The 21,308-nt window shown below is 44.1% G+C and carries 22 protein-coding genes; 7 read left to right on the top strand and 15 right to left on the bottom strand.

Annotation, left to right across the window (positions count from 1 at the left end; translation table 11 throughout):
- Positions 1–368 precede the first annotated feature (368 nt).
- The gene (locus BK127_RS35185) at positions 369–1,403 is read right to left on the bottom strand and encodes a glycoside hydrolase family protein (protein WP_256711591.1); all 1,035 of its coding nucleotides are present in this window, start codon (positions 1,401–1,403) and stop codon (positions 369–371) included.
- Between the two features lie 221 nt (positions 1,404–1,624).
- Between BK127_RS35185 and BK127_RS35180 the strand changes: the two genes are divergently transcribed.
- Positions 1,625–2,464 carry a helix-turn-helix transcriptional regulator gene (locus tag BK127_RS35180; RefSeq protein ID WP_179097718.1) on the top strand — a complete coding sequence of 280 codons (840 nt, stop codon included), beginning with the start codon at positions 1,625–1,627 and terminating at the stop codon, positions 2,462–2,464.
- Between the two features lie 59 nt (positions 2,465–2,523).
- Here the strand turns inward: BK127_RS35180 and BK127_RS35175 are convergent, their stop codons facing one another.
- Complete coding sequence (locus tag BK127_RS35175) at positions 2,524–3,141, bottom strand: phospholipase D-like domain-containing protein (protein ID WP_076237167.1); 618 nt, start codon at positions 3,139–3,141, stop codon at positions 2,524–2,526.
- Positions 3,142–3,361: 220 nt separating this feature from the next.
- Here BK127_RS35175 and BK127_RS35170 point away from each other — a divergent pair, with 220 nt between their 5' ends.
- Positions 3,362–3,865 carry a hypothetical protein gene (locus BK127_RS35170; protein WP_076237165.1) on the top strand — a complete coding sequence of 168 codons (504 nt, stop codon included), beginning with the start codon at positions 3,362–3,364 and terminating at the stop codon, positions 3,863–3,865.
- 1,050 nt (positions 3,866–4,915) lie between these two features.
- Here BK127_RS35170 and BK127_RS45170 read toward each other — a convergent pair.
- The 3 genes from BK127_RS45170 to BK127_RS35160 form a co-directional block, all read right to left on the bottom strand.
- Positions 4,916–5,041 carry a hypothetical protein gene (locus BK127_RS45170; RefSeq protein WP_256711590.1) on the bottom strand — a complete coding sequence of 42 codons (126 nt, stop codon included), beginning with the start codon at positions 5,039–5,041 and terminating at the stop codon, positions 4,916–4,918.
- A gap of 12 nt (positions 5,042–5,053) precedes the next feature.
- The gene (locus BK127_RS35165; protein ID WP_076237162.1) at positions 5,054–5,440 is read right to left on the bottom strand and encodes a hypothetical protein; all 387 of its coding nucleotides are present in this window, start codon (positions 5,438–5,440) and stop codon (positions 5,054–5,056) included.
- 67 nt (positions 5,441–5,507) lie between these two features.
- Positions 5,508–5,864 carry a DNA adenine methylase gene (locus BK127_RS35160; protein WP_144026660.1) on the bottom strand — a complete coding sequence of 119 codons (357 nt, stop codon included), beginning with the start codon at positions 5,862–5,864 and terminating at the stop codon, positions 5,508–5,510.
- A 175-nt stretch (positions 5,865–6,039) separates the two neighbouring features.
- On the opposite strand from BK127_RS35160, the gene BK127_RS35155 reads away from it, so the two are divergent.
- Complete coding sequence (locus BK127_RS35155; RefSeq protein ID WP_076237160.1) at positions 6,040–6,396, top strand: hypothetical protein; 357 nt, start codon at positions 6,040–6,042, stop codon at positions 6,394–6,396.
- Between the two features lie 271 nt (positions 6,397–6,667).
- Here BK127_RS35155 and BK127_RS35150 read toward each other — a convergent pair whose 3' ends face one another.
- The 3 genes from BK127_RS35150 to BK127_RS45160 all read right to left on the bottom strand — a co-directional run bounded on the left by BK127_RS35150 (position 6,668) and on the right by BK127_RS45160 (position 7,509).
- Positions 6,668–6,967: a DUF1835 domain-containing protein gene (locus BK127_RS35150; RefSeq protein ID WP_076237158.1), complete on the bottom strand. Its 300-nt coding sequence runs from the start codon at positions 6,965–6,967 to the stop codon at positions 6,668–6,670.
- A 67-nt stretch (positions 6,968–7,034) separates the two neighbouring features.
- Positions 7,035–7,256 (bottom strand): hypothetical protein, encoded by a 222-nt coding sequence (locus BK127_RS45165; protein WP_256711589.1) that lies wholly within the window; start codon positions 7,254–7,256, stop codon positions 7,035–7,037.
- A 58-nt stretch (positions 7,257–7,314) separates the two neighbouring features.
- Complete coding sequence (locus BK127_RS45160; RefSeq protein WP_256711588.1) at positions 7,315–7,509, bottom strand: VOC family protein; 195 nt, start codon at positions 7,507–7,509, stop codon at positions 7,315–7,317.
- Positions 7,510–7,722: 213 nt separating this feature from the next.
- On the opposite strand from BK127_RS45160, the gene BK127_RS35140 reads away from it, so the two are divergent.
- A complete protein-coding gene (locus tag BK127_RS35140) occupies positions 7,723–8,532 on the top strand; it encodes an MBL fold metallo-hydrolase (RefSeq protein WP_076237155.1) in 810 nt (269 codons plus the stop codon).
- A 73-nt stretch (positions 8,533–8,605) separates the two neighbouring features.
- Here BK127_RS35140 and BK127_RS35135 read toward each other — a convergent pair whose 3' ends face one another.
- From BK127_RS35135 to mle, 6 genes are all read right to left on the bottom strand, one after another.
- Positions 8,606–10,372 (bottom strand): sensor histidine kinase, encoded by a 1,767-nt coding sequence (locus BK127_RS35135; protein WP_076237153.1) that lies wholly within the window; start codon positions 10,370–10,372, stop codon positions 8,606–8,608.
- A 147-nt stretch (positions 10,373–10,519) separates the two neighbouring features.
- Complete coding sequence (locus BK127_RS35130) at positions 10,520–11,401, bottom strand: carbohydrate ABC transporter permease (RefSeq protein ID WP_076237151.1); 882 nt, start codon at positions 11,399–11,401, stop codon at positions 10,520–10,522.
- Complete coding sequence (locus BK127_RS35125; RefSeq protein ID WP_076237149.1) at positions 11,398–12,309, bottom strand: carbohydrate ABC transporter permease; 912 nt, start codon at positions 12,307–12,309, stop codon at positions 11,398–11,400. Before BK127_RS35125 ends, BK127_RS35130 begins: the two co-directional genes overlap by 4 nt.
- A gap of 104 nt (positions 12,310–12,413) precedes the next feature.
- Positions 12,414–13,802, bottom strand: coding sequence for an ABC transporter substrate-binding protein (locus tag BK127_RS35120; RefSeq protein ID WP_076237147.1), 1,389 nt, complete (start codon positions 13,800–13,802; stop codon positions 12,414–12,416).
- A 111-nt stretch (positions 13,803–13,913) separates the two neighbouring features.
- Entirely contained in the window at positions 13,914–15,236 is a 1,323-nt protein-coding gene (locus BK127_RS35115) for a response regulator transcription factor (RefSeq protein ID WP_076237145.1), read from the bottom strand.
- Between the two features lie 266 nt (positions 15,237–15,502).
- The gene (mle, locus tag BK127_RS35110) at positions 15,503–16,354 is read right to left on the bottom strand and encodes an alpha/beta fold macrolide esterase (RefSeq protein ID WP_076237143.1); all 852 of its coding nucleotides are present in this window, start codon (positions 16,352–16,354) and stop codon (positions 15,503–15,505) included.
- A gap of 337 nt (positions 16,355–16,691) precedes the next feature.
- On the opposite strand from mle, the gene BK127_RS35105 reads away from it, so the two are divergent.
- Together BK127_RS35105 and BK127_RS35100 are read left to right on the top strand one after the other, a co-directional pair.
- Complete coding sequence (locus BK127_RS35105; protein ID WP_076237140.1) at positions 16,692–17,189, top strand: sigma-70 family RNA polymerase sigma factor; 498 nt, start codon at positions 16,692–16,694, stop codon at positions 17,187–17,189.
- The gene (locus BK127_RS35100; protein WP_076237138.1) at positions 17,189–18,364 is read left to right on the top strand and encodes an anti-sigma factor; all 1,176 of its coding nucleotides are present in this window, start codon (positions 17,189–17,191) and stop codon (positions 18,362–18,364) included. The genes BK127_RS35105 and BK127_RS35100 overlap by 1 nt, the downstream gene beginning before the upstream one ends.
- 7 nt (positions 18,365–18,371) lie before the next feature.
- Here the strand turns inward: BK127_RS35100 and BK127_RS35095 are convergent, their stop codons facing one another.
- Positions 18,372–20,654, bottom strand: a complete 2,283-nt coding sequence (locus tag BK127_RS35095) for an S-layer homology domain-containing protein (protein ID WP_076237135.1) — start codon at positions 20,652–20,654, stop codon at positions 18,372–18,374.
- 231 nt (positions 20,655–20,885) lie between these two features.
- Between BK127_RS35095 and BK127_RS35090 the strand changes: the two genes are divergently transcribed.
- Positions 20,886–21,272, top strand: coding sequence for a MerR family transcriptional regulator (locus tag BK127_RS35090; RefSeq protein ID WP_076237132.1), 387 nt, complete (start codon positions 20,886–20,888; stop codon positions 21,270–21,272).
- Positions 21,273–21,308: the final 36 nt, after the last annotated feature.

The following is a 21,308-nucleotide window of genomic DNA, read 5'->3' as shown; positions in this document are numbered from 1 at the left end:
ATTTCACCGTCGCTTTCAGGTTGTATATCTTTAATTCGACGGGTTGGAAATGAATTCCTTTAGTTCAACTTATATAGTATGGCAAACGTTGGGGCGACGTACAGGTGGACATCGTTGGACCACTTATTAACAAGCGTAGCGAAATTGAAGCTCTCGGCTGGGATGTTCATATTGTTGATGGGCTTGATCACACCCAAGCTATGCAAGCGGCCAGCGTCCTGCCAATTGTACGTCCTTGGTTAGATTCCAAGCTAATACGTAATCAATAAATGGAGCAGCAATGCGCACGATCCTTGCCTCCTGGAAAATAGACAAAAAAACGCTGTCGAAGTGAGCTCTCACTCCGTCAGCGTTTATCACCTTCGTTATCATTCTCTAATAGGAATAACCATGTTCCAAGTGTTCCGACCACCAAAATTTCCGTCTCCGTCTGCCGTAGCTGCAAACAAATGAGTCGGTTTCCCATTCTGGAACAGCAGGAACGGCCTTTCGAAATTGCCCATACGCCTTGTAGTTCCGTCATCCCAGGTGACTTGCCGTGAATAAGCTTTAGGATTTTCGGCAAGCTGCCAATTCATACCGTCCCGGGAATGAGCATGAATACCTCCGTGCTTTTCTCCGCCCACGTTTCCGTTCATGTCTTTGGCTATCATCTCATAGCCGTCTTCGGTTTTCCATACGAAGGGATCTTCAAGGTGAATATCCGAAGGCGGGAAAATCGGTTCCTCGCTCATAGCATGGTAAGGACCTGTGTAATGATCCGCCCAAGCTGCCCCAAGAGCCATATCGCTGAAGGTATGTCCCTTGTAAGCTCTGGATTTGTAAATGAGCAGTACAGAGCCATCTTCGTGTACACAAGGAGCCGGATTCGATGTAAGGTAGCTGTCGAACTTGCCAGGCCGGACATCTAGAATTGGCTTGTCCAGTCTCTCCCAAGGTCCTTCTACACTATCCGCTGTGGCCAAGCCGATCCGTTTGTTGGCTCTGGCCACGATACAACGAGCATCATCCAAGTCGTATTTTTCGCCTGGATCTACATCGGGGAACGGATAAGTTGTACCCATGTAATACAGGAGATACTTACTTCCATGTTTAACGATATGTGGATTATGAGTACTGCGGCCGTCCCAATATTGTGCGCCTCTGGCAGGCAACACGACCTCTTGAAATTGGTACGGACCTTCAGGCGTGTCGGAAACGGCCCGCACTACTTCCGAATGGGCAAGCCAACCCGGATGCATAGGAAGATGCTTAGGCCAACGGGAGGCGAACATATGGAAGCGTCCGTCCTCACTCTGGACTACCGAGCCGCACCAAACCCAATATTCTGTCATTTCAAATCCACCGTCTCTCGGTGCTGGTAGCAACCGCTCATATAAGTTTGTTGTCATTACTATTTTCACTCCATTCCAGCCCGACAGGGCCATGTTCTCCTTCCATTATAGATTCTCTCCAAATGCATTACTATTCAGAAAATCATTCAAATTAAGCACAAAATCAATCTATGGTATGTTGCAAGGGCCCCATTCAGCCATTATACTTATGTTACATAAACGAATGGAAAGGTTGCGTCCCCATGTCATGTCTGGAGCTGTCGATTCCTCCTCTTCCCGTCCTGGTCACGGTGAGCAAAGTCAAGTTTCCCAAGTCATATCAACATTATGAACGCATATTCTCACTGTACGATATCATTTTCGTCCGATACGGCACCTTATATATGAATGAAGACGGGATCCCTTACGAAATTGGGGAAAATCAGATGCTCGTTCTGGAACCAGGCAAGCTGCACTATGGCCATATCGCCTGCAGGGAGGACACGTTGATTTATTACCTGCATTTTCAACATCATTCTGCTCACCGACTCGTGCACCCCGAAGAGATCCGTTGGCATTCCGTTCTACCCATCACCACATACCGCGACCTTGAACCGCAGGAACAGTTCATGTATATCCCTAAATTCAAAGAACTGAACACAAGTCAGATTTGGTCGCTTCTGGACGAGATGATAGAACTTCGCAACCTCTCCGTCCTTGAACAGATGCTCCCTCTTCAGGCTCTATTTGGACAATTGCTCATGATGCTTCAGAAAATGTCGAAAACTTCACATAATCACCACAGTCAACAAATCTGCGACGACATTATCATCTATCTGAATGACCATATAGACAAACCTTTCCGCCTTGAGGAGATGTCACAAAAATTAAATTTTTCTATCGATTACTTATCCAAATGTTTGAAGAAGCATACCGACTTAACGCCTCTCCAATATTTGAACAGAATTCGGATGTTGAAGGCCAGAGATCTATTGGAGCACTCTGAATCATCCTTGCGGGAAATTAGCTCTAGTGTAGGTATCTCTGATATGAACTATTTTTTTCGTCTGTTCCGCAAACACTTTGGGATACCACCGGCGAAGTACCGCGCCTCCTTTTATTCCGTCATTTCTGAACGCTCAATAACTTAACCAATTAATTGAATTAAAAATAGCCCTCAATCTAAAGATAGAGGGTTTTAGTCATGTTCTTATTGGGCAATTTTCTTCTCGATCGTTTCAAATCCCTTCGTGTCATTCCACATGTGTTCAAATTGCTCTGTGAAGGATTTGGCTACCTCATCGTTACGCATGACCATCAACACTTCATCATTCATCGTACTGGCTGCTTTGGAGTAGTTAAATGATCCCGTAGTTGCGATCTTCTTATCGACAACTGACATTTTAAGATGCATGAGGCCGCTATGCTTGTTAACCTTCATCGGGACACCGGCGCTGCCCAGTATTTTCATAGCTTCGCCCTGTACTTTGCCATCGGATTGAACCTTGTCTGTGATGATCCGAACTGTTACGCTTCGATCTTTTGCGCCTTTGATCGCTGCCACTATATCTGGATGAGTCAAGCTATATATGGCTATGTCCAATGTCTGGCTTGCAGCATTAATGATATCGATCAACGCTTTATCGGGATGCTGATCAGCACGAGTGAAGTAATATTCGCCCACCGACTGCCCCGTTGTTACTGCGGCCGGTTGAGTTACCCCTTGAGCCGGTTTACTTAGATCTGACTTTACAGAAGCCTTTACTGCGGAGTAGCCTGCTATCACGATAATACACACTAACGTAATACGTCCGATAACTTTTTTCATCATTCACCTCTATGAAGTTTATAGCAATATTATCACATGGCAGGTAATTGCATGCAAACACAAAATGCCCTCGATCCCGAAGGAAGAGGCTCTTGATATTCCCTCGTGGTTGAGATTATGGTCAGGAAAAGTTTACTTTACAGGGTATGGTACTTTATTCCTATATTTGGTATAGTTGTATCTGACAATATCAGACAAAAAAAGGGGTTTAAAACGTATCATGAAAAAACAGTTTATTTTATATTCGTCAATCGCTGCAATATGCTTGTTTGCATCCGGCTGTGGTTCGGCACCTAATCAGACAAATGTTCAGTCATCTTCTACACCAGCTACCGTTCCCGCAACAGCACCCGCAAAAAAAGAAGAGACTATTAAAGCTGTTACTTTAGAGAGCCTTGTTCAAGCATTTAAAGATGGAGGCCTTGAAGCTGAAACGCCTACTAAAATGGAGGCAAAGGACTACGGTATGGCACCTAAATTAGGTAATGGCTTGCGCGTTCTTGTTCCATCTTTAGGAAAAGACATCGGAGGCCGTGTGTTACAGTTTGAAAATAAAGCTGATTTAGATAATATTAAAAAATATTACGATGAGCTTGGGAAAAGTTCTGCTATGCTGTATTCCTTTACTTATGCAAAAGGGCTATTTTTAATTCAAATGAGTGGGGACATGAAAGAAGATCAATTTAAAAAGTATCAAGATGTAATGGATAAATTGATCAAATGATCAAATATGCCCTCAATCCCGATGATGAAGGATGAGGGCTTTTGAACTTTCTTATCACTTGGGAATAATCAGAAACGCCAACTTCGAAGCTGTAAGCGTTGTACACTGCCCCCATCACTTTGCACAGCATATCCCTTTGCCATTGTATTTTTTGCTAATATATTTCATCTAGCGAACCACCCAGAGCCAAAAATGCATCAATTACATTTTTTAATGCCTGTTTTTCCGAATCAGTTACTTCATTGCCCATCATTCTTAGCTATCAAGAAAACCCTTCCTGTAAGTAGCACCTTGATTCTCCCCTCAAAATTTAACTTATACAACATACTTTGACTTGCATAATTGTTTTTTTCTCCGCAAGATAATTAATAGTCGGAGAGACTAATGTAAAGACCTACGATGCCCTGGTAACAGCCTACATTAAGTCGACCATTCTTAAAAAAGGTATCGTTCCTGAAGCTGCATTGGTGTAAAAAATATCCATTCCTCTAGCCATCTTTCTTATGAGGTGGTTTTTCTTTATTCCTAATTTTTTTCTCTATTAACCTAGTAAACTAGCCCTCACTGTTATGAGAAAGAAGAATAGAATATATCACCAAACAAAAAGTGAGGCGATATATATGAATCTTTTACTCAATCGGTTTTATGGTATTGTCGTTAGAAACACGAATGGAACTACGACTGTCTTTAATGGACGAGTTGTAGCCAAGAGCCGTACCCATACCACCATCCGGTTTATGAACTCTAGAGGAGTCATTATACGGAGAGCCATACTGACCTCCCTTATTATCAGAGCTATCCTAATTTAATTAAAATTCAAGATGAAGGAGTTGCTGAGCCACGGCAATTCCTTTTTAATCGTTTACACTCGAACTATCATTTGCTCGGAATATCTTTGAATATCGCTTGATCCATTAGTCAAATTGCGTCCTTCTGTCGGGATACTTCGGTGCCATCTTTCGATTCGGATCATTTCGATTGTTACAGTCTACACTCCTGCAGCCAGTGGATGAGTGATCTGGACGACTCATAGATGATGTTATAAACGCATTACCGCCCATGGGGAACTCGCGCCGGCAAATAAATACAGGTGAAAGGAAATAAGCTGTCACTCTCCTGCCAGATCAGTCCACCCTTCATGGAGTTGCCTTTAAAACCTTGGAATGTAATGCCCATTTCATCACATCCCTATTGAGGATATTCATTCGGCAGCAGAGGTGGTTTTGCTATTTCAAAACAATTTTGATTGAGTCCCTTAACAGGAATATAGGCATCCTTAATGGTTTGTTGCTTGAGCGATTTCTGATAAGCATTAGTCTCAATCCCTGCGCGTTCTGGCAACCATTCCTGATATTTTTTGATAATGACTTTTACTTGCTCCGTAAATTCTAGATGCGAATCAAAAGGATTCAACAAGATGAATTTATTGTTCACGTTAATTCCAATGGTAAAGTCAACAAAATCATCCGCAGACTCCTGCTCACTTATAGTCGGATCAATCCCAGTATTTCCATGGGAGATCGATAGAGAAGCTACAAGGCAGGCTGTAGAAGAACGTTTAGTATTAGCCCGCATCTATAAGCAATTTATTTGTCTCATTCCGATCACCTATCCCCCGTGTAATAATGGTTGATCGGAACGATTATTCCCCAGCGCCTCCGCCAAGAGTACACGCTAACGTCATACGGTAATCTACGTGCCTGTTCAAGCGCATCGGCAGCAGGATTGTGTGCATCGTCGTTTTCCTTCTGGCGTAAGGCGTCCAGTGAACCACTCCTGCCAACTCTTCTGGACGTTCCCGAATGATTCGGAAGAGATTTACAACGTCGCCGTCAAGATCGTTGACCGTTTCGAGTTGCGAGGGTACTTTATTAAAGAGTACTGCGCCGGATCCGAAGAATGGTTCGAGATAGGTTGTATGCTGAGGCATGTGCTCGATAATACATTCCGATAGATTCCACTTGATGCTAGGGTAATGCAGAATCCTTGGGACTGCCATGTCCTTGCCTCCTCTCCTTGGTATAAGGGGTAACAAACTATTAATTCTGTACACGGCTGCCGCACTACGTGAGCATTTTTAGTAAATCCATTGTTGTCCCCTGCAACTTGTCCATTTCATTTGACCCTATCAATGCATTTACTGCTAGTACGTAAGATTGAGAGGAGTGATAAATATGTCTATAAAATACTCAACAGGTCCACTTGAAAACACAGGCAATAATCGTTCAGTTGATACCGTTACCCATGTATTAAACAACAATCGAAACAAAACTGTAACAGCAAAAATTAAAGTTTTCGCCTTGGATGGTACAAAAACAATAATCGACGAAGTTACTGTAAAAGTTCCATCACGTTCCAATATTTTTCATACAACTACTATTCCTGTTAATGTCATTACGTATGAGGTTCAAATCAAAGTACATCATGAAGATGATAACACCGTGCTGGTTGGCACTTTCGGAAGAGACGCGGCCTTCAATCAGAACCCTAATCATATCGTGCATCGAGAATTTACACGCATTGATGTCTAACTTTATAACGATAAATAGCGAATATATGCCTGAGCAGCCAATGATTAATGGCTGTCTCTTTTTTTTAAACAAGTAGTCAACTTTGTTGTAAACTAATATTCTTGTGACGTATACCATTCCATGTACACCACCCTATCCAAATTAGTCTTTTATTCAGCACATTATATATCTACTTTGCATTTAATGTTGAGAAACTAAAGTATAATCGATCGACCTGTCGGGAAGATTGAATCTTTTGCTGCAAACTTCCCCTGCGTTAAACACAAATATCTCATTCAGCTTGTGCGGGAATTTGTTCAATTTGTCCTATCAAGTTTTGATAATCGACTTCTGCATCTTCGTCATGAACCTCATTGTACTCATCATTAATGTGGTCTCTGATCCATTCATTTCTTTGGTCCCACCCATCCTTATCATGAAGCTTCCATAACGGACCTATAGAAAAGCGATCGCGGAATGAAATGACCTTGTTCGTGTCGGCATATCCCAATTGCTGAATAGCTAGCTTTAAACTTCCAGCAGCAGAATCTCCAAACACAATATGCACCTTTATTTCTGCATGTTGCTTCATCGGCTTGAACTCACCTCTCTATCCCCCCAATGATCAGCTGTAAGATGCTGACTGATCAGGTCCCTATTCAAGTCGATCTTAATTCATACAGGCCATTCTGAAGCCTAGGGCTCGCTGAATCTGTGACTTTAATAGAAACTGTTGTATCGAACACGGCTGGTGTTCGTCCATCCGGGAACCAGGGCCGCTGCTTGTCTACAACAATCAAGAGGCCTTCCACGTCACCAAGCGGCGCGAATTGCTGCCCGTCCCCACCCCATAGGTTAAGCTGAAACGCTTCAGTGAGCACCCTGGCAACCAAGCTTCGTCTACCGCATTGTCAAGCGTATGGTGAGCGATGAACTCAATCAGATTATCGACGCAACGTGATAAAACGGATTTTCCGTGGGCGAGCTCTCCCGGAAAGAAAGAATCGATTCCCCAGCTTGGAACGACAGATGCGGCTGTTGATCCTCTAGAATGTCCAGCCCCAACAAGGAGCCATAAAAAGCTTTCATTGCGTCGAAGCGATGTGTGCGTATGATTACTTCCGTTATTTTCATTAGGTACACCTTCCTCATATCATGATATCGCCCTCACAATATATCCCTAAACGTAAGGTTTGAAAACTCGGCTGCCTTCCTTGGCTGGTTTGCTCAAAAAATAAGACTTGAAAACAACTGTATGCTGTATCATCATTAGGGGGAGGCAGCTTCCCCTATTCACTGTATGGCAAGCCTCTACTCTAATGAATAACGTTAAGGAGGAACAACCTAATGAAAGTACATTTTCTGGGTACCGCTGCGTATGAAGGGATTCCGTCACTTTTTTGCCAATGCTCCACTTGTCATCAAGCTCGTGAACGAGGGGGGCGTAACATTCGGACACGAACATCGGTAATGATCGATGAAGTGCTGAAGGTCGATTTTCCGCCAGATACGTTGTACCACTCGCTGAAATACGGAATTGATATGAACAACGTGCAGGATTTGCTGATCACACACTCCCATTCCGACCACTTGTATGCAGAAGATATGGGAATTCGCGCTAAAGGCTACGCACAGTTTGGGAATAAACCCCTGCATGTCTATGGTCACGAAATACCCCTCCAACGCTGTCAGCAGGCATTAAACGGTCTGTCCCATAACTATAATTTCCATAGGGTTGATCCCTTTAAATCCATCAAGACGCAGACCGCGACCATCGTACCTCTACTAGCCGATCATGATCCAAATGAAACTTGCTTGCTCTATTACATTGATAAGGAAGGTACAACGATACTGTACGGCAACGACAGTGGTTGGTTCCCTGAACAAACCTGGAATTGGCTTAAGGATAAACAGCTCGATCTGGTTATATTGGAATGTACAACAGGCTACAGCTCGAACAGGAACAATCATATGAACGTCGAAGCAGTACTTGAAACGAAAACATGGATGGTAGACAACAACGTCCTGAAACTGGGAGCCCAGGTGGTGGTGACCCACTTTTCTCATAATGCCGGCTTATTGCATGAGGACTTGACGGAAATTTTTACACCGGCTGGCATACAAGTAGCGTATGATGGGCTAGTCATCCAATTGTGAAGAGGAACTACTTTATGTAACGACAGACATAGACGTATCTCAAGCTGATCGCGATTGAGCTCAACCGTACTTCTCAGCCGCTCCCATCCAGCACCATAGGTATCTCGATCCTTGCACACACGCCCTGATCTTCGCGAAGCGAATACTGTATACCATAGTTGCTGCCAAAATGCAGCTGAATGCGCTTCTGCACATTAATAATGCCATATCCTTTGTTGGTCTCTCCATCATGCAGAATCGCATTTAGCTTCTCAATATCTATTTGCTTGTACCCGTTGTCCTCGATGCTGATGACGATGCGTTCACCAACCATTTTGACAGAAACCCTTAGCTCTCCATCGTGACTCATATTTTTGATTCCATGTAAAATGGCATTTTCAATGATGGGCTGCAGCACAACTTTTGGGATCAGGTATCGTTTCGTTTCCTCTTCGATGTCCCAGTAGACCTGGAACGAGTACTCGTAACGAAATAGCTGCAGCCTCAAGTAAGCCTCCGCATGATGAATTTCCTCCATAATAGGAATGAGCAGCTTCCCTTTACTCAAGCCAATACGCATAATCAGCGATAAATCCTTTATCATTTGGGCGGACTCGGCTGCGCCCTCCATTAATGTATGCCAATAAACCGATTCCAAGGTGTTATACAGCAGATGCGGATTGATTTGTGCATGAAGCGTAGACAGCTCTACCTCTTTATTTTTCAGCTCCAGCTCGTACTTGTCATATATCGTCTGATTCAGCCGGTTCGTCATACGAATGAACAGATTGTTCAGCAGTACGATTTCGTTTTGGCTGTCCGATTGTATGGATATGGACAACGACTGTCCTGGATGATAGGAGTTCGTGATGCGCGCCAGCCTGGAGATCGGTTTCAATATCGATTGAATGAAGTACATACTAGCGAGAATGAGAATCAGGAAATATACAATCATAATCCAATTCACCAAATGCTGCACACTAATATGATCGATAATAATCGACTCCACAGGCACTCTCATCAGCAGCTGCGTATTCGTGTATTCACTTGTATGCAGGATGCACATCAATTCGTGATTCGCCTCCTTTACTTTGTATACCCCTTCCAGCTTATTTGGCGGCACACTCACGTTCGTTCCGACGTTGTAATAATTTGTATTGCTTGCTAGCACAGCTTGAGTATGGTCGAGCAGTACGACCTCAGCATCCGTATATTTGCTGAATGGCGTAAAATCCATCTGCAGCTGAGTTTCAATACCCGAGACAGCCAAATAACCGATAACCATCTCTCCATTATATGTGCTGTTCAGCTGGCGTAGGTAGGCAACCGTCTGTGTATGGTTAGGATTATATCCGAATTTATCGATAACCCGAATAATCCCTTTTCCTTTGGCTTCGCTGGCGTCTTTAAACCACGATAATTCATTAAAATCGGTGGAGTAGAAAATTCCGTTCGTTAACAAATCCGGGTTGGGAACAAAAGAATACGATTTATCCTTATCCGATATAAACAGCGAGTACCGTATCGCATTCGTCGAGTAATTATTCAAATATTTGTCCAATGCATTAAAGATAGCAAGTCTTTCATATTCGGATGAGGAAGGCAAGCTGGCCAACTGCTGAATCTCTTGCGAAATCATGATGTTCTTGGTCTTTTCCTCGAAATCGGTGCTTTCCCGGTCCAATGTCAAATGACTTCCACTCACTAGCTGCAGCAGGGCATTGCCGACCTGTTCTTCCGTAATGGATTCGAGCTTTTTGGCTACGACAAAATCGATAACCAGAATGGGAATGACGACGAATACGATGAGCAGCATGATAAGCTTCTTCATCAATTTCATATTCCGCAGCATTTTGATCATAGCCTCGTGCATCCCTTTCTCGTTTCATGATACTAGATGTTATATATTTACAATAAATTCGTGAGTATCGGTACCTTTTCCTTTAAATGAAAGAAAACACCTTCAGAAAATGTCTTCTGTAAGGTGCTATTTCAAGTTGAGGAGCTGCTAACCTTTTACACTTGATGCACTTAAGCCGCGTATAATAAATTTCTGGAAGGTCAGGAAGAACAGGATCGGCGGCAGCATGGCCAAAGTGAGAATGGCAAAGCGAACGCTCCACGGAATGACTGAGGTCGGATATACGACATAACGATAAATACCGGTTGCTAGCGGATACATGCTTTTTTCCGTCATCACGATATTAGGCCAGTAGAAATCGTTCCATGTATTGGAGAAAGCGAGCAGCAGCAGGGTCCCGATGATCGGCAGGGAAAGTGGAACCGCAATGGTTGTGAAGGATTTAAATTCACTGGCCCCATCCATCCTTGCCGCTTCCAGAATTTCTTTGTGAATGCCGTCAAAAAAGTTTTTTAGCAGCAGCATAAAATACGCATTCACCGCAGCAGGCAGCCAAAATGCCCAATACGTATTAATAAGTCCGAGACTTTTCAAATTCAGAAAATTAGGTACGATATAGGTGGCAGGCGGTATCAACAGTGTAGCCAAAAAGTACAGTGTCACCCATTTCTTGAAAGGAACCTTCAAATGAGATAGCGCAAAGGCCGCCAACCCGATAAACAACAGCGAAAATACCATATTGCCGACATAAATCAAGATCGTATTTTTCAGAAAGGTCAGCAAGGGTAAATCAAATTGTGTCCATGCATCATAGTAATTTTTCCAGATCCAATCCTTCGGAAAAAACGTCGGCGGAAAGCTGAAAAACTCCTCACGTGTTTTGAGTGAACTGAAAAAGGTATTAAAGAACGGATACAGCATCGTAATCGCCATGCAGACAATGACCAGCACCATAAGTGAATAGCCGAGCTTAACGGACACTTTTTTAAAGTCATAGCTTGAGATAATCCCGCGATCTTCCTGTTTCATGTCTTTTCACCTCTGCGCTGCAGTAGATTATATACAATGGACAACAGAATGAGTACAAAAAACATCAGACTGCCCATCGCGCTCGCCTTGCCAAAATCAAGATCGCGAAATGCGGTATGGTTAATCCACAGCAGGTAAGTCAGCGTCGCATTGTTGGGTCCGCCATCGGTCATTGATAATTGGGCCTGAAAGCCCTGTGATGTCGTGATAAGCTGTAAGAGCAGCAGCAGTACCATGAGTGTCTTGATGCTGGGCAATGTGATGTGCCTGATCCGCTGCCATATGCTGGCCCCGTCAATCTCAGCCGCTTCATACAAATCCTTCGGAATGCTGACAATCGCGGCAATATAGATCAGAGTCGCCGCTCCAAAGCTTTGCCAGGTTTCCAGTAGCACAATCGATATCATCGACATTTGAGAGCTGAAAAAATCTACCTTCGTGAACCCTATGCTTTCGAGTAGACTGTTAATCGGGCCAACCGCATCAAAGAACCATAACCACATCCCATAAAGCACAATCGCAGGTACGGCGCTTGGCAAATAACCGATAATTCGAGCCGCTCCCTGAAAGTATTTTAATTCGGTAACTGCAATGGCGACGAGAGGTGGAATCCAGAAGCCAAGCAGGATACCGAGAGCCATATAGTAAAGTGTGTTTTGGATAGATGTGAATAATAGTTCGTCCTGCGCGATGTTCAGATAATTCTCCAAGCCAATAAACTGATTGCCATCCACAAAGTCGATGCTGTAAAAGCTGTACACGATACCTTTAAAAATGGGTACCCATAGAAATATGAAAAACAAAATAAGCTCAGGCAGAACAAATAAGGTGCCCCATAGATACCAGTTCAACTTTTTTCTTGCCTGTGACGTCACCACAGCTTGTCGCGAGAACACATCGGTTTCCATATCAGACACTCCTCATTCATCGGGTTGCGATCTCATGGCATTATGCCATCCACAAACAATCGGACCTCAAACCAACAGAGGTTTAGGTCCGATTATGCAGCCTGCTATTCGACTTTGACTTTATCAAATACTTCAGTCTGCAATTTATCCGAGGTCTCTTCCAACGTTTTCTTCAAATCGACATTTTTGGTGGTGAAGATTTTCTGAATGACATTGGCCATTTCCGTGTAGAACTTTTGTGCCTCGTATTGAGCTTCGGGTTTTCCATCCCATAGGCTGAGCAATTGCGGATCATATTTGAAAACGTTATCGTATTTGGCGAGCAAGCTGGCGTATTTTTTACCAAAGTCCGAAGAGTCATTCCAGTAATTGATCGGTTGGGGAATGTATACGCGATTTTTGCCTTTTCGATCTTCGATTTCTTTTTGAGTAGAGCCGAGGAATTCTTCTGTGAAGTATTCATCTGTGATCCATTTGAACGCCGTTTGTTGGGTTTGCTTGTCGGCTTTAGGGTTAATGACGCGGTAGTTCCCACCCAGAACACCTGTATGCTTGCCACCTTTAGTCAGTGACGGAATCGGATACACGACCAGATCGTCCTTACTGATGCCGCCCTCATTAATCGCTGTATCCGCTGCGTTACCACTTCCACACATGACCATCGCGCCGCGTCCTTGAGAGAACGCATTTAAAGCGTCGCCATAACCAAGTGCCCAGTTCTGAGGAATCAGATTTTCATCCTTAAGCTTTTTATAGAACTCCAACGCTTTCAGACCCGCCTCGGAATTAAATTGGCCAACAACTTTGCCATTGTCCAGCTTTTGCACGTCTCCGCCGGCAGCATAGAGAAAATTCGTCCAGTTCCAGCCTGCTTCCGGTCCTTTACCCATGGGAATGAAGCCTGCTATCCCTTTGGCAGGATCACTGATTTTGCGAGCCGCATCAAGCAGATCGTCCCAGGTCCAATCGATGGGAGGCAGCTCAACGCCTTTTTCCTTAAACAGCTTTTTGTTTAAAGTAATCGTCATGACATATCCATCAACGGGTACGCCGTACGTTTTACCATTAATGACAAATGGTTTGGACAGCAAATCGTTCATATCCTTGGCATGATCCCAGGTATTCATCGAATCTGTCATATCAGCGACCCACTTTTTATTAACCAGCACTTTACCTTCTGTGGCATACGTCGTATATTCTGTTGGTGCACTGTTCGATGCCATTTTCACCCCGATTTCAAGCGGATTATACTGCCAGTCGTCTTTTTTAAAATCCACATTCGGGAATTTGGCCTTGAAACGATTAATACGTTGATCGAGCTGGTCGTTCTTTTCCTTTTGATCCGGTTTGAACCCTTGCGCTGTAATGGTTACTTTATTCGCCGCCGCTGTTTCCTTCGGAGTTGTAGATGCTGTCATATTGTTCGTACTACAGCCTGCTAGCAGAGCCGTAAGTGCAAATGCACTGAATGCATACCCTTTCTTATCTTTCATGTGTGGTTCCCCTTTCAAATCATTTCATTAAGGTTTGTTGTCTACACTTATGATTATAAAGGGAGTCTCATCTCACTACGATGTGCAGTCTTACGCTAATCATGTCGCAAGTTACTGACCCGTGCTTTTTAACTCTGATATGTTGATCCCGAAATGCTTTTTGAAAATTTTGCTAAAATGCTCGGGTGACTCGTAGCCGATTTCTTCAGATATCTCATATCTCCGTTTATCTGTCATAAGAATCAGGCGCCGGCCTTCTTCCATTCTCAGCTTCGTCACATAATCCCAGATGTTAACCCCCATCACCTTTTTAAACAAATAGCTCAAATAGTTCGGACTTAAATGCACGCTGTCGGCAATAACCTGAAGCTTGAGTCCTTTATTACAAAAGTGGCTCTCTATGTAGGCTTTTGTTTCAAGCACAACGCGATGATTTACTTCATCAATTTGCGTATGGGTTAAGGATTGATCGTTCATGACACTATCGATATCCCCAATGTAGGACATATAATGCCCTTTGTTGGTGTCACTCCAATTCAAGCTTTCCAGTGCCTCTGTATAAATGACTGGCCATTGTGTCACACCTTCACGGATGCGACTGATACCGATATGGCATTTAACGTTAACGTATTTATGTAAATTGTTATGAATCATCTGGGCAACCATGAGCAATTGATTCATGCGCAGCAAATCGCGATTCTCTTCTTCGGTTACCTGCAGCAGCAGCGAGAAGGTTGAATTGTGATTATTAAAAACAAAATGGTTCCACTGATTCACCGTCTCATCAATAATGTTCAGTGAGGCGTATTTCAGCAGGCTTCTGTCCTTCATTGCAATTATTTCTTCATCATGGATACCGCCCCGATCCAAGGACAGCTTGATCATGAGCATGCTAAAATATTTGCCGTTCACACGACTTCCAAGCTTCTCCACAATGGAGGCTACATCGGATTCGTGGATCGAGCCTGTTACAAGTTCATTCAAGTAATAGTTCTGTTCCAGATTGGAATACTCAGGCAACGCCAGCTGCCCCTCCCAGTTCACCCAATGATGGGATTTACTTTCTTTCTCACTCAGCAGCGTCCCAACAACCGAAACCAAATGATCCGGTGTAATCGGCTTAACCAAATATTCCTTCGCTCCAAAACGGATCGCCTTCTGGGCATACTCAAATTCCCCATGAGCGGATAGAATGACAACGGGAAGAGAAGGATCCTCCATAAAAAGGTTTTCAATCAGCTCGATACCATTCATCTTCTCCATTTGAATATCGGTAAACACCAGATCGATTTTCTCCAAGTGAATAAAGTCCAGCGCTTCAAATCCGTTATATGCAATAAAAACCTCTGAAATATTCAGCTTTGATTGAGTAAGAATAGCAGCGATGCCTTTACATATCATCGGTTCATCATCCACGATCAAAATATTATACATACCCTCACCCCTATACTTATTAAGTTCTTGATAGCTCGGATGGAATCCTTCATTATTTTACATATATCCCATAACTGTACACTCATTTTATTGCAGTCCACCCGAATTTGACAGGTGTTTGATTACGATAATTGTGTTATATATACGCGGATAATTCCCTTTAAATGGAATAAATGAAATCCAAAAAGAAGGGCTACTTATTCGGTTGTACCGATAGCAGCCCTTCTGGGATTGTATTGTTATTTAGCTAATGAGATCCGCCAAGCCTACACGACCCGAGTATGGTTCTTAATGGCGTTAATTATGCATTCCCAATCGTCCGAGTGAATTTCGTGACCCGTCCCTTCGATGGAAAGCAGCGATGCATGGGGAAGTTCATCGACTAGAGCCAAACCATGCTCCAGTGGAAGCACTGTATCGGCTGTACCATGGATAACCAGTGCAGGTGCATGGATGCTTTGTAGCTTCCCCTCAAAAGAAGCATCGTCTTGAAGCAGTGCATGATTGAACATGCTGAGCAGGTTCCTTGCTCGTTTTATTTCTTTTCTGACCTGCTTGTAAGCTCTCTTTTCTTCGAATTTATGTTTGGGACCACACAGCAAGCTTGAACCTGCAACCAAATAATCGGCAACCCTATCTTCATCTGACCAGTCCAAACTGGCTCCATTAGCATGATACGCAAGTATCCGCTCATCCATTGGTGGTAACTCTCGCTTATTGTCAGATTCGAAAATACTCGATGCGACCAATGTCAAGGTGTGCACCTTGTGAGGATAGCGTATTGCCATAACCTGAGCAATCATACCGCCTAATGACATCCCGACAATGTGTGCTTGTTCAATATGGTATGCGTCAAGCAACCCGACAGCATCTTCGGCCATGTCAGCGACCGTATAATTTGAACTTCCAGGATCATACACCGTGGAACGTCCAACATCCCGGTTATCATATCGAATCACGTACCGTCCTGTATCCGCCAATTGTTGGCAAAATTCGTCATCCCAATAAACCATCGAACACATGGCACCCATGATCAGTAAAACCGCTGGATTGTGAGAATCCCCAAAGCTTTCCGCACATATATCAATTCCGTTAACTCTAATTAGTTGTTCGCTCATATCGATTCCTCATTTCATTCGAATGTGTTTACATGAAAAAATGTACACTTAAATAAACCTCAGCACATTTACAAAAAAATGGATGAGTCTAGAGAAACTGTACTTCAAATTAATGCAAACGAATGAATTTGATAATCACAATAAGCACTCCCCGGATTCATATTAGAAAAAGGGTTTGTAACCCGGATCTATTATACCATATCTCAGCTGGTTATGGTTTGCTGACTAGCACGAACTAACCTCTGTAGGATATCATTTAGATTCCAAGCAAGGAATCCTATCAATTCATTTGTAACCTTTACCCAATTCAAACGTGTATAGGTTGAGGGGGGAAGGCATGAAGCGACACACGCTCGACAGCATGTATCAATCGTATGTAAAGGACGTCTATCGGTATTTAATCTCCCTCTGCCGAGATCATCATGCCGCGGAAGATTTGGTGCAGGAAACCTTTTACCGAGCTTATTTGTATCTGGACAACTGTAAGGATGATAAAATTAAGCCGTGGCTATTCAGGGTCGCTTACAACGTTTTCGTAGATTATTATCGCAAAGAACAGCGAAGTATACCCACAGGGACAGAGTTTTTCATGCAGCTATCTGATACTCAAACTCCTGATGAGCTGCTGTTGAAGAAGGAGCTATGGGGGCACATTGGAGATGCCATATCCACACTATCGGTCAATCAAAAGCAAGCTATACTGCTGCACGACTTTCATGAGCTATCGTACCGCGAAGCCGCAGAAATTATGGAAATCCGGTTATCTCATTTTAAAATACTTTTGTACCGCGCAAGACAAGTCGTCAGACAACACAATGAAAGGCAGGGTTCATGATGGGTGATGATTTCAAGCGTCAATTACAAGACTATGCAGACGGTAAATTAACGGACAGAGACAAGGAGCAATTCGAGCTTGAGCTTGAAAAGATGGAAGCCTACCAAGCTTATCTTGGTGAGCTTATGGGGAATGATGAAGATCGTCATCTGCTGATAGAAGGTAGTGCCAATAAGGCTTCCACACCAATCAAAGAAGCTTCCCTGCTGCGCAGAAGTAAGTGGCGGGCAAGAATTCAAACCGCCTTGACTGCTATTGGAATCTTGATCACGTTTACCCTCATCAGTGCGATATTGACTGGACTTTTTTATGGATTGGGCAATCGGTCAAGTCTATACCAGGATGTTGTTTCATCTTCGATTGCCCTCACCCGCCCTAACCTCACCGTAAGTGGAGGAAGCAATTCAAACGCCTATTTCACTATGGATTACAAAGGTAATATGAAAAAGAAAATTGGCGATTCAGAGGTTTCTGTCGGAGATTTTCAACTAAAGTTTTTGTTGGGTTGGCCTATGGGAGAGCAAACCACATGGCATTCTGAAAGAAATAACTCCAACGCCAGTCTGTTTCTACTTTCCGGGTCAGATGCGGCTAGCAGTAATCAGGACTGGGCAACACTTGAGAAGCTGCCTGAGGGTACGGTTACCGAAGCTTTTGTGTCATTGGATAAGAGGTATACAACCGATGAGCTTCTACAGAAATTTAATGGTAAAAATATGACACCTGTTTGGTTTGCCGCCTACACTGGCCAAGAGAGAAAGCTCGGTGACGCAGAATGGGTGATGAATCCGGTCGGCTTTCCCGCATATCCGCTATGGCATGCTGAAGATATGCAGGTGACAAGCCGTTCTGAAGAAAAGCGAGGCTGGTTCGGCAAGACTGTCATGGAAAGCTCTATTTCACCAGGCATCCAAACTTATGGAGACGGAACGGTACGCGACAAAAATTTCCTGGATACTCTGCATTTACTGCAAAAGTATCCAACGATTACCAATCGCCTTGCTCCATGGCTTCCACTCGAGCCAACCATCACTTATTTGGAGGCTAATGGAGTGAAGCTTTACGGAGTGGTTGTGACCGGACCTACCAAAGAACTGTTAAAGCTTAAAGAGGAGCATTGGGTGTCCAGCATCCGTGTGGGCGAAGTCCGCTGGTGGAATTGGAATAATCGATGACAATGATTTACTTTTTATTTATGATATCCATCATATTTACGATCCAAGCTGCCGCTTCTGCGCGGGTAGATAGATCGGTTGGGGCGAACGGACCAGTGGTTTTGCCACCCACGATAATAATGCCCGTCTTCTCTACAGTAGACACGGCACCTCTGGCCCATTCAGGAATGTCGCTATCATCCGAATAGCTTGTTGTTGTAACGGCTGATAGTGGAATTCCTAAAGCCTTGAATACCATAGCAGCCATCTCGGCATGCGTAATATTGGCCTCTGGTCGGAATGTACCATCCGGATAGCCGCTAACGATACCAAGCTGTACAGCCTGAGAGGTAGATGTCTGCGCCCATATGCCAATCTCATCCCTGTCAATAAATCCCAATTCAGATGGCTGCAGCTCTGGCTTTAATCCGTTCATCAGCATGACTACGAATTCAGCACGGGTGATGCTGCCATTCGGCCGAAATGTAAAGTCCGGATAGCCGTTCGTTATATGGAGTTCGTAAGCCCGCGCAATCTCCTCACTCGCCCAGTGTCCCTCGATGTCGGTGAATGCATCCGAGCCCGGCGCCGTCATCGTTCCCTGCAGTACGGTAATCTGACTCGCAGCTGTAAAACCTCCGTCAACCGTCTTCGCGGTAATGCTTGCCCTTCCGGGTGCAATCCCCGTCACCTGACCTGAGTCGTTTACCTGAGCGATGCCAGGGTTGCTGCTGCTCCAAAGCAGCCCTTGATTGGATGCGATGCCTGGCAGCACGCTTCCCTTTAGCTTCCCGTTGTGCCCCACCTTGACGGACAACTCGGCAGGCTGGATACTAATGCTTTGCACCTCGATTGTTCCTGCAGGATTGGTTACAGTAACCTCGCATGTGGCGGATAGTCCTCCGTCCTCTGTCCGTGCAGTTATCGTTGCCGTACCGGAGGAGACAGCTGTTACATTGCCTTCATTGTCCACGGAAGCTACTCCATTCTTGCTGCTGCTCCATGTGACTTTCTTATTAGGTGCATTGTTCGGGGACAGCGCAACCGATAAGCTATCACTTGCGCCCGTCTGCAGCGTTGCTTGAGTCTTATTCAAGGTTATCCCATTGACTTTGACACGCAAAGCGTACAGGTTCAATTTCGCCTCTTTCATTCCACTTGCATACACGGTACCGTCCTCTCCAATAGTCGGAGCGAGAGCCATGTCGGGGGTGTTGATGCCATACCTCCATTGTGTGCTGCCGTCGGAAGGATTCAAGGCATAAACCATACCACTAGCCGTTAGCAAATGAATGGATCCATTCGGACTGATGACGGTCGGGGTTATGGCTTTGTTGAAAACGGTTTTCCATTCCAGTGTCAAATTTGGCTGTAGTGCATACAGGGTTTGATCCGAGGCCCCGGTATAAATCGTACCGTCCGAGCCAATCACAGGAGAAAAGGGATTCCCTCCAAAAGTGTACTCCGATTGTTTCGTTCCGCTCGGGCTGATCGCATACAGCTTGCTGTCAGCAGCACTGACATAGATGGTGCCGTCCGCCCCCAGTGCAGGAACGGTATTGACTAGTCCTCCAGCTTGGTACGTCCATTTGATACTGCCATTAGGCTTAACCGCGAATAAAACGTTGCTCTCATTGCCCAAAAAGATCGTGCCGTCCTTGCCTATGGCCATGTAAGCGGTCGACTTGAACCCAACCTTGGATGACCATTGCTTAGTTCCGTCGTTTGAATGAAGCGCATACAGCGTTCCATCCTTGACAGCCACGTATATGGTGCCATCCGATCCAAACACGGGCTTGGCATCCACGAGACCTATGGAAACCGACCATTTTAGCGTTCCGTCTGGGTTCATTGCAATAAATTTACCTTCATTATATTTTACACTGCCAACTCCCATGTAAAGGGTGCCATCCGGGCCTACTGTGGGAGAACCCAGAAGTTGATCTGAGGTCAAGTTATTCCATTTACTCTTACCTTCGCGTGTGACGGCGGATACCATACCGACAAAGCCCGTAAATACAAACTGGTTATATCCCAGATAGACTGTACCGTCCGCTGCCACTACCGGTGAACCTTTAGGATCAATAAGGTCCGCAGCTGGATAGTCCCACATTAAGCTGACATTTCCCAGATTTGTATTTGGAAGGATGAGCAGATCAGGTTGAATCCGGGGGAAATTGTCAATAACGGGGGTTGTCAGGTTGGTAATCGGTATAGCGTGAACCTGAGATTCTAATGTGCCGAATAAGCAAGATAATACGGTTATACCGAGTACCATTCCCCTTTGAATATGCCATCTTTGCTTCCACATTATGGATCTCACCCTCTCCTCAGACATTTTTACAGTAGCATATTTGATTGTGCAAGTATATTCTACAAAAGTAGCAAAAAAGCAGTATATACATATGCAGGAAGTCTCCTATTATGCACCCGTTTTTCTCTACCTGCAGTCGATTATTAACATCCAATTATATTGAGTAGACACAGATGAAGAAGTATAATAGATTAGAGTAACTCTAATTAAATGGAAGGAGATTCAACTATGTCATATACGGTAAATGATGTTTCCAAAAAAACGGGGATATCTGCTCATACGCTGCGCTTCTACGAAAAACAGGGTGTACTGCCTTATGCAGAACGAAATGATAATGGGGTTCGGTTGTATGATGAGTCCAGTATTGAATGGATTGAAACGATCATATCGCTGCGTTCCACTGGAATGCCTTTGGCTGAATTAAAACAATACGTGGAATTGCATAAAGAAGGGGATCAGACTCTACTAGAGCGCAAAAAAATGATGGTGGATCATAAAGTAAGAGTCGAGGAACAAATGCTTCAATTAATGAAAACATTAGGCAAAATCAACTATAAGATGGCTTTGTACGACGTTCAATTACAACAATTGGAAAGGGATTCCTGCGCATTGTGACGCTTCAGCAATCCTCCCCTTTACCCAAGCCTTCAC

It is taken from the genome of Paenibacillus sp. FSL H7-0331 (assembly GCF_001956045.1).
The sequence above is the reverse complement of the archived record's forward strand: the minus strand, read 5'-3'. Positions and strand labels throughout refer to the sequence as shown.

What these genes read in the sequence shown, in the direction of transcription:
- BK127_RS35135 (WP_076237153.1), bottom strand. Translation starts at nt 10,372, where the DNA reads ATGATCAAAATGCTGCGGAATATGAAATTGATGAAGAAGCTTATCATG.
- BK127_RS35130 (WP_076237151.1), bottom strand. Translation starts at nt 11,401, where the DNA reads ATGAAACAGGAAGATCGCGGGATTATCTCAAGCTATGACTTTAAAAAA.
- BK127_RS45160 (WP_256711588.1), bottom strand. Translation starts at nt 7,509, where the DNA reads ATGAAAATAACGGAAGTAATCATACGCACACATCGCTTCGACGCAATG.
- mle (WP_076237143.1), bottom strand. Translation starts at nt 16,354, where the DNA reads ATGAGCGAACAACTAATTAGAGTTAACGGAATTGATATATGTGCGGAA.
- BK127_RS35120 (WP_076237147.1), bottom strand. Translation starts at nt 13,802, where the DNA reads ATGAAAGATAAGAAAGGGTATGCATTCAGTGCATTTGCACTTACGGCT.
- BK127_RS35105 (WP_076237140.1), top strand. Translation starts at nt 16,692, where the DNA reads ATGAAGCGACACACGCTCGACAGCATGTATCAATCGTATGTAAAGGAC.
- BK127_RS35155 (WP_076237160.1), top strand. Translation starts at nt 6,040, where the DNA reads ATGTCTATAAAATACTCAACAGGTCCACTTGAAAACACAGGCAATAAT.
- BK127_RS35095 (WP_076237135.1), bottom strand. Translation starts at nt 20,654, where the DNA reads ATGTGGAAGCAAAGATGGCATATTCAAAGGGGAATGGTACTCGGTATA.
- BK127_RS35150 (WP_076237158.1), bottom strand. Translation starts at nt 6,967, where the DNA reads ATGAAGCAACATGCAGAAATAAAGGTGCATATTGTGTTTGGAGATTCT.
- BK127_RS35115 (WP_076237145.1), bottom strand. Translation starts at nt 15,236, where the DNA reads ATGTATAATATTTTGATCGTGGATGATGAACCGATGATATGTAAAGGC.
- BK127_RS35090 (WP_076237132.1), top strand. Translation starts at nt 20,886, where the DNA reads ATGTCATATACGGTAAATGATGTTTCCAAAAAAACGGGGATATCTGCT.
- BK127_RS35160 (WP_144026660.1), bottom strand. Translation starts at nt 5,864, where the DNA reads ATGGCAGTCCCAAGGATTCTGCATTACCCTAGCATCAAGTGGAATCTA.
- BK127_RS35165 (WP_076237162.1), bottom strand. Translation starts at nt 5,440, where the DNA reads ATGCGGGCTAATACTAAACGTTCTTCTACAGCCTGCCTTGTAGCTTCT.
- BK127_RS35175 (WP_076237167.1), bottom strand. Translation starts at nt 3,141, where the DNA reads ATGAAAAAAGTTATCGGACGTATTACGTTAGTGTGTATTATCGTGATA.
- BK127_RS35100 (WP_076237138.1), top strand. Translation starts at nt 17,189, where the DNA reads ATGGGTGATGATTTCAAGCGTCAATTACAAGACTATGCAGACGGTAAA.
- BK127_RS35140 (WP_076237155.1), top strand. Translation starts at nt 7,723, where the DNA reads ATGAAAGTACATTTTCTGGGTACCGCTGCGTATGAAGGGATTCCGTCA.
- BK127_RS35170 (WP_076237165.1), top strand. Translation starts at nt 3,362, where the DNA reads ATGAAAAAACAGTTTATTTTATATTCGTCAATCGCTGCAATATGCTTG.
- BK127_RS45170 (WP_256711590.1), bottom strand. Translation starts at nt 5,041, where the DNA reads ATGGGCATTACATTCCAAGGTTTTAAAGGCAACTCCATGAAGGGTGGA.
- BK127_RS35125 (WP_076237149.1), bottom strand. Translation starts at nt 12,309, where the DNA reads ATGGAAACCGATGTGTTCTCGCGACAAGCTGTGGTGACGTCACAGGCA.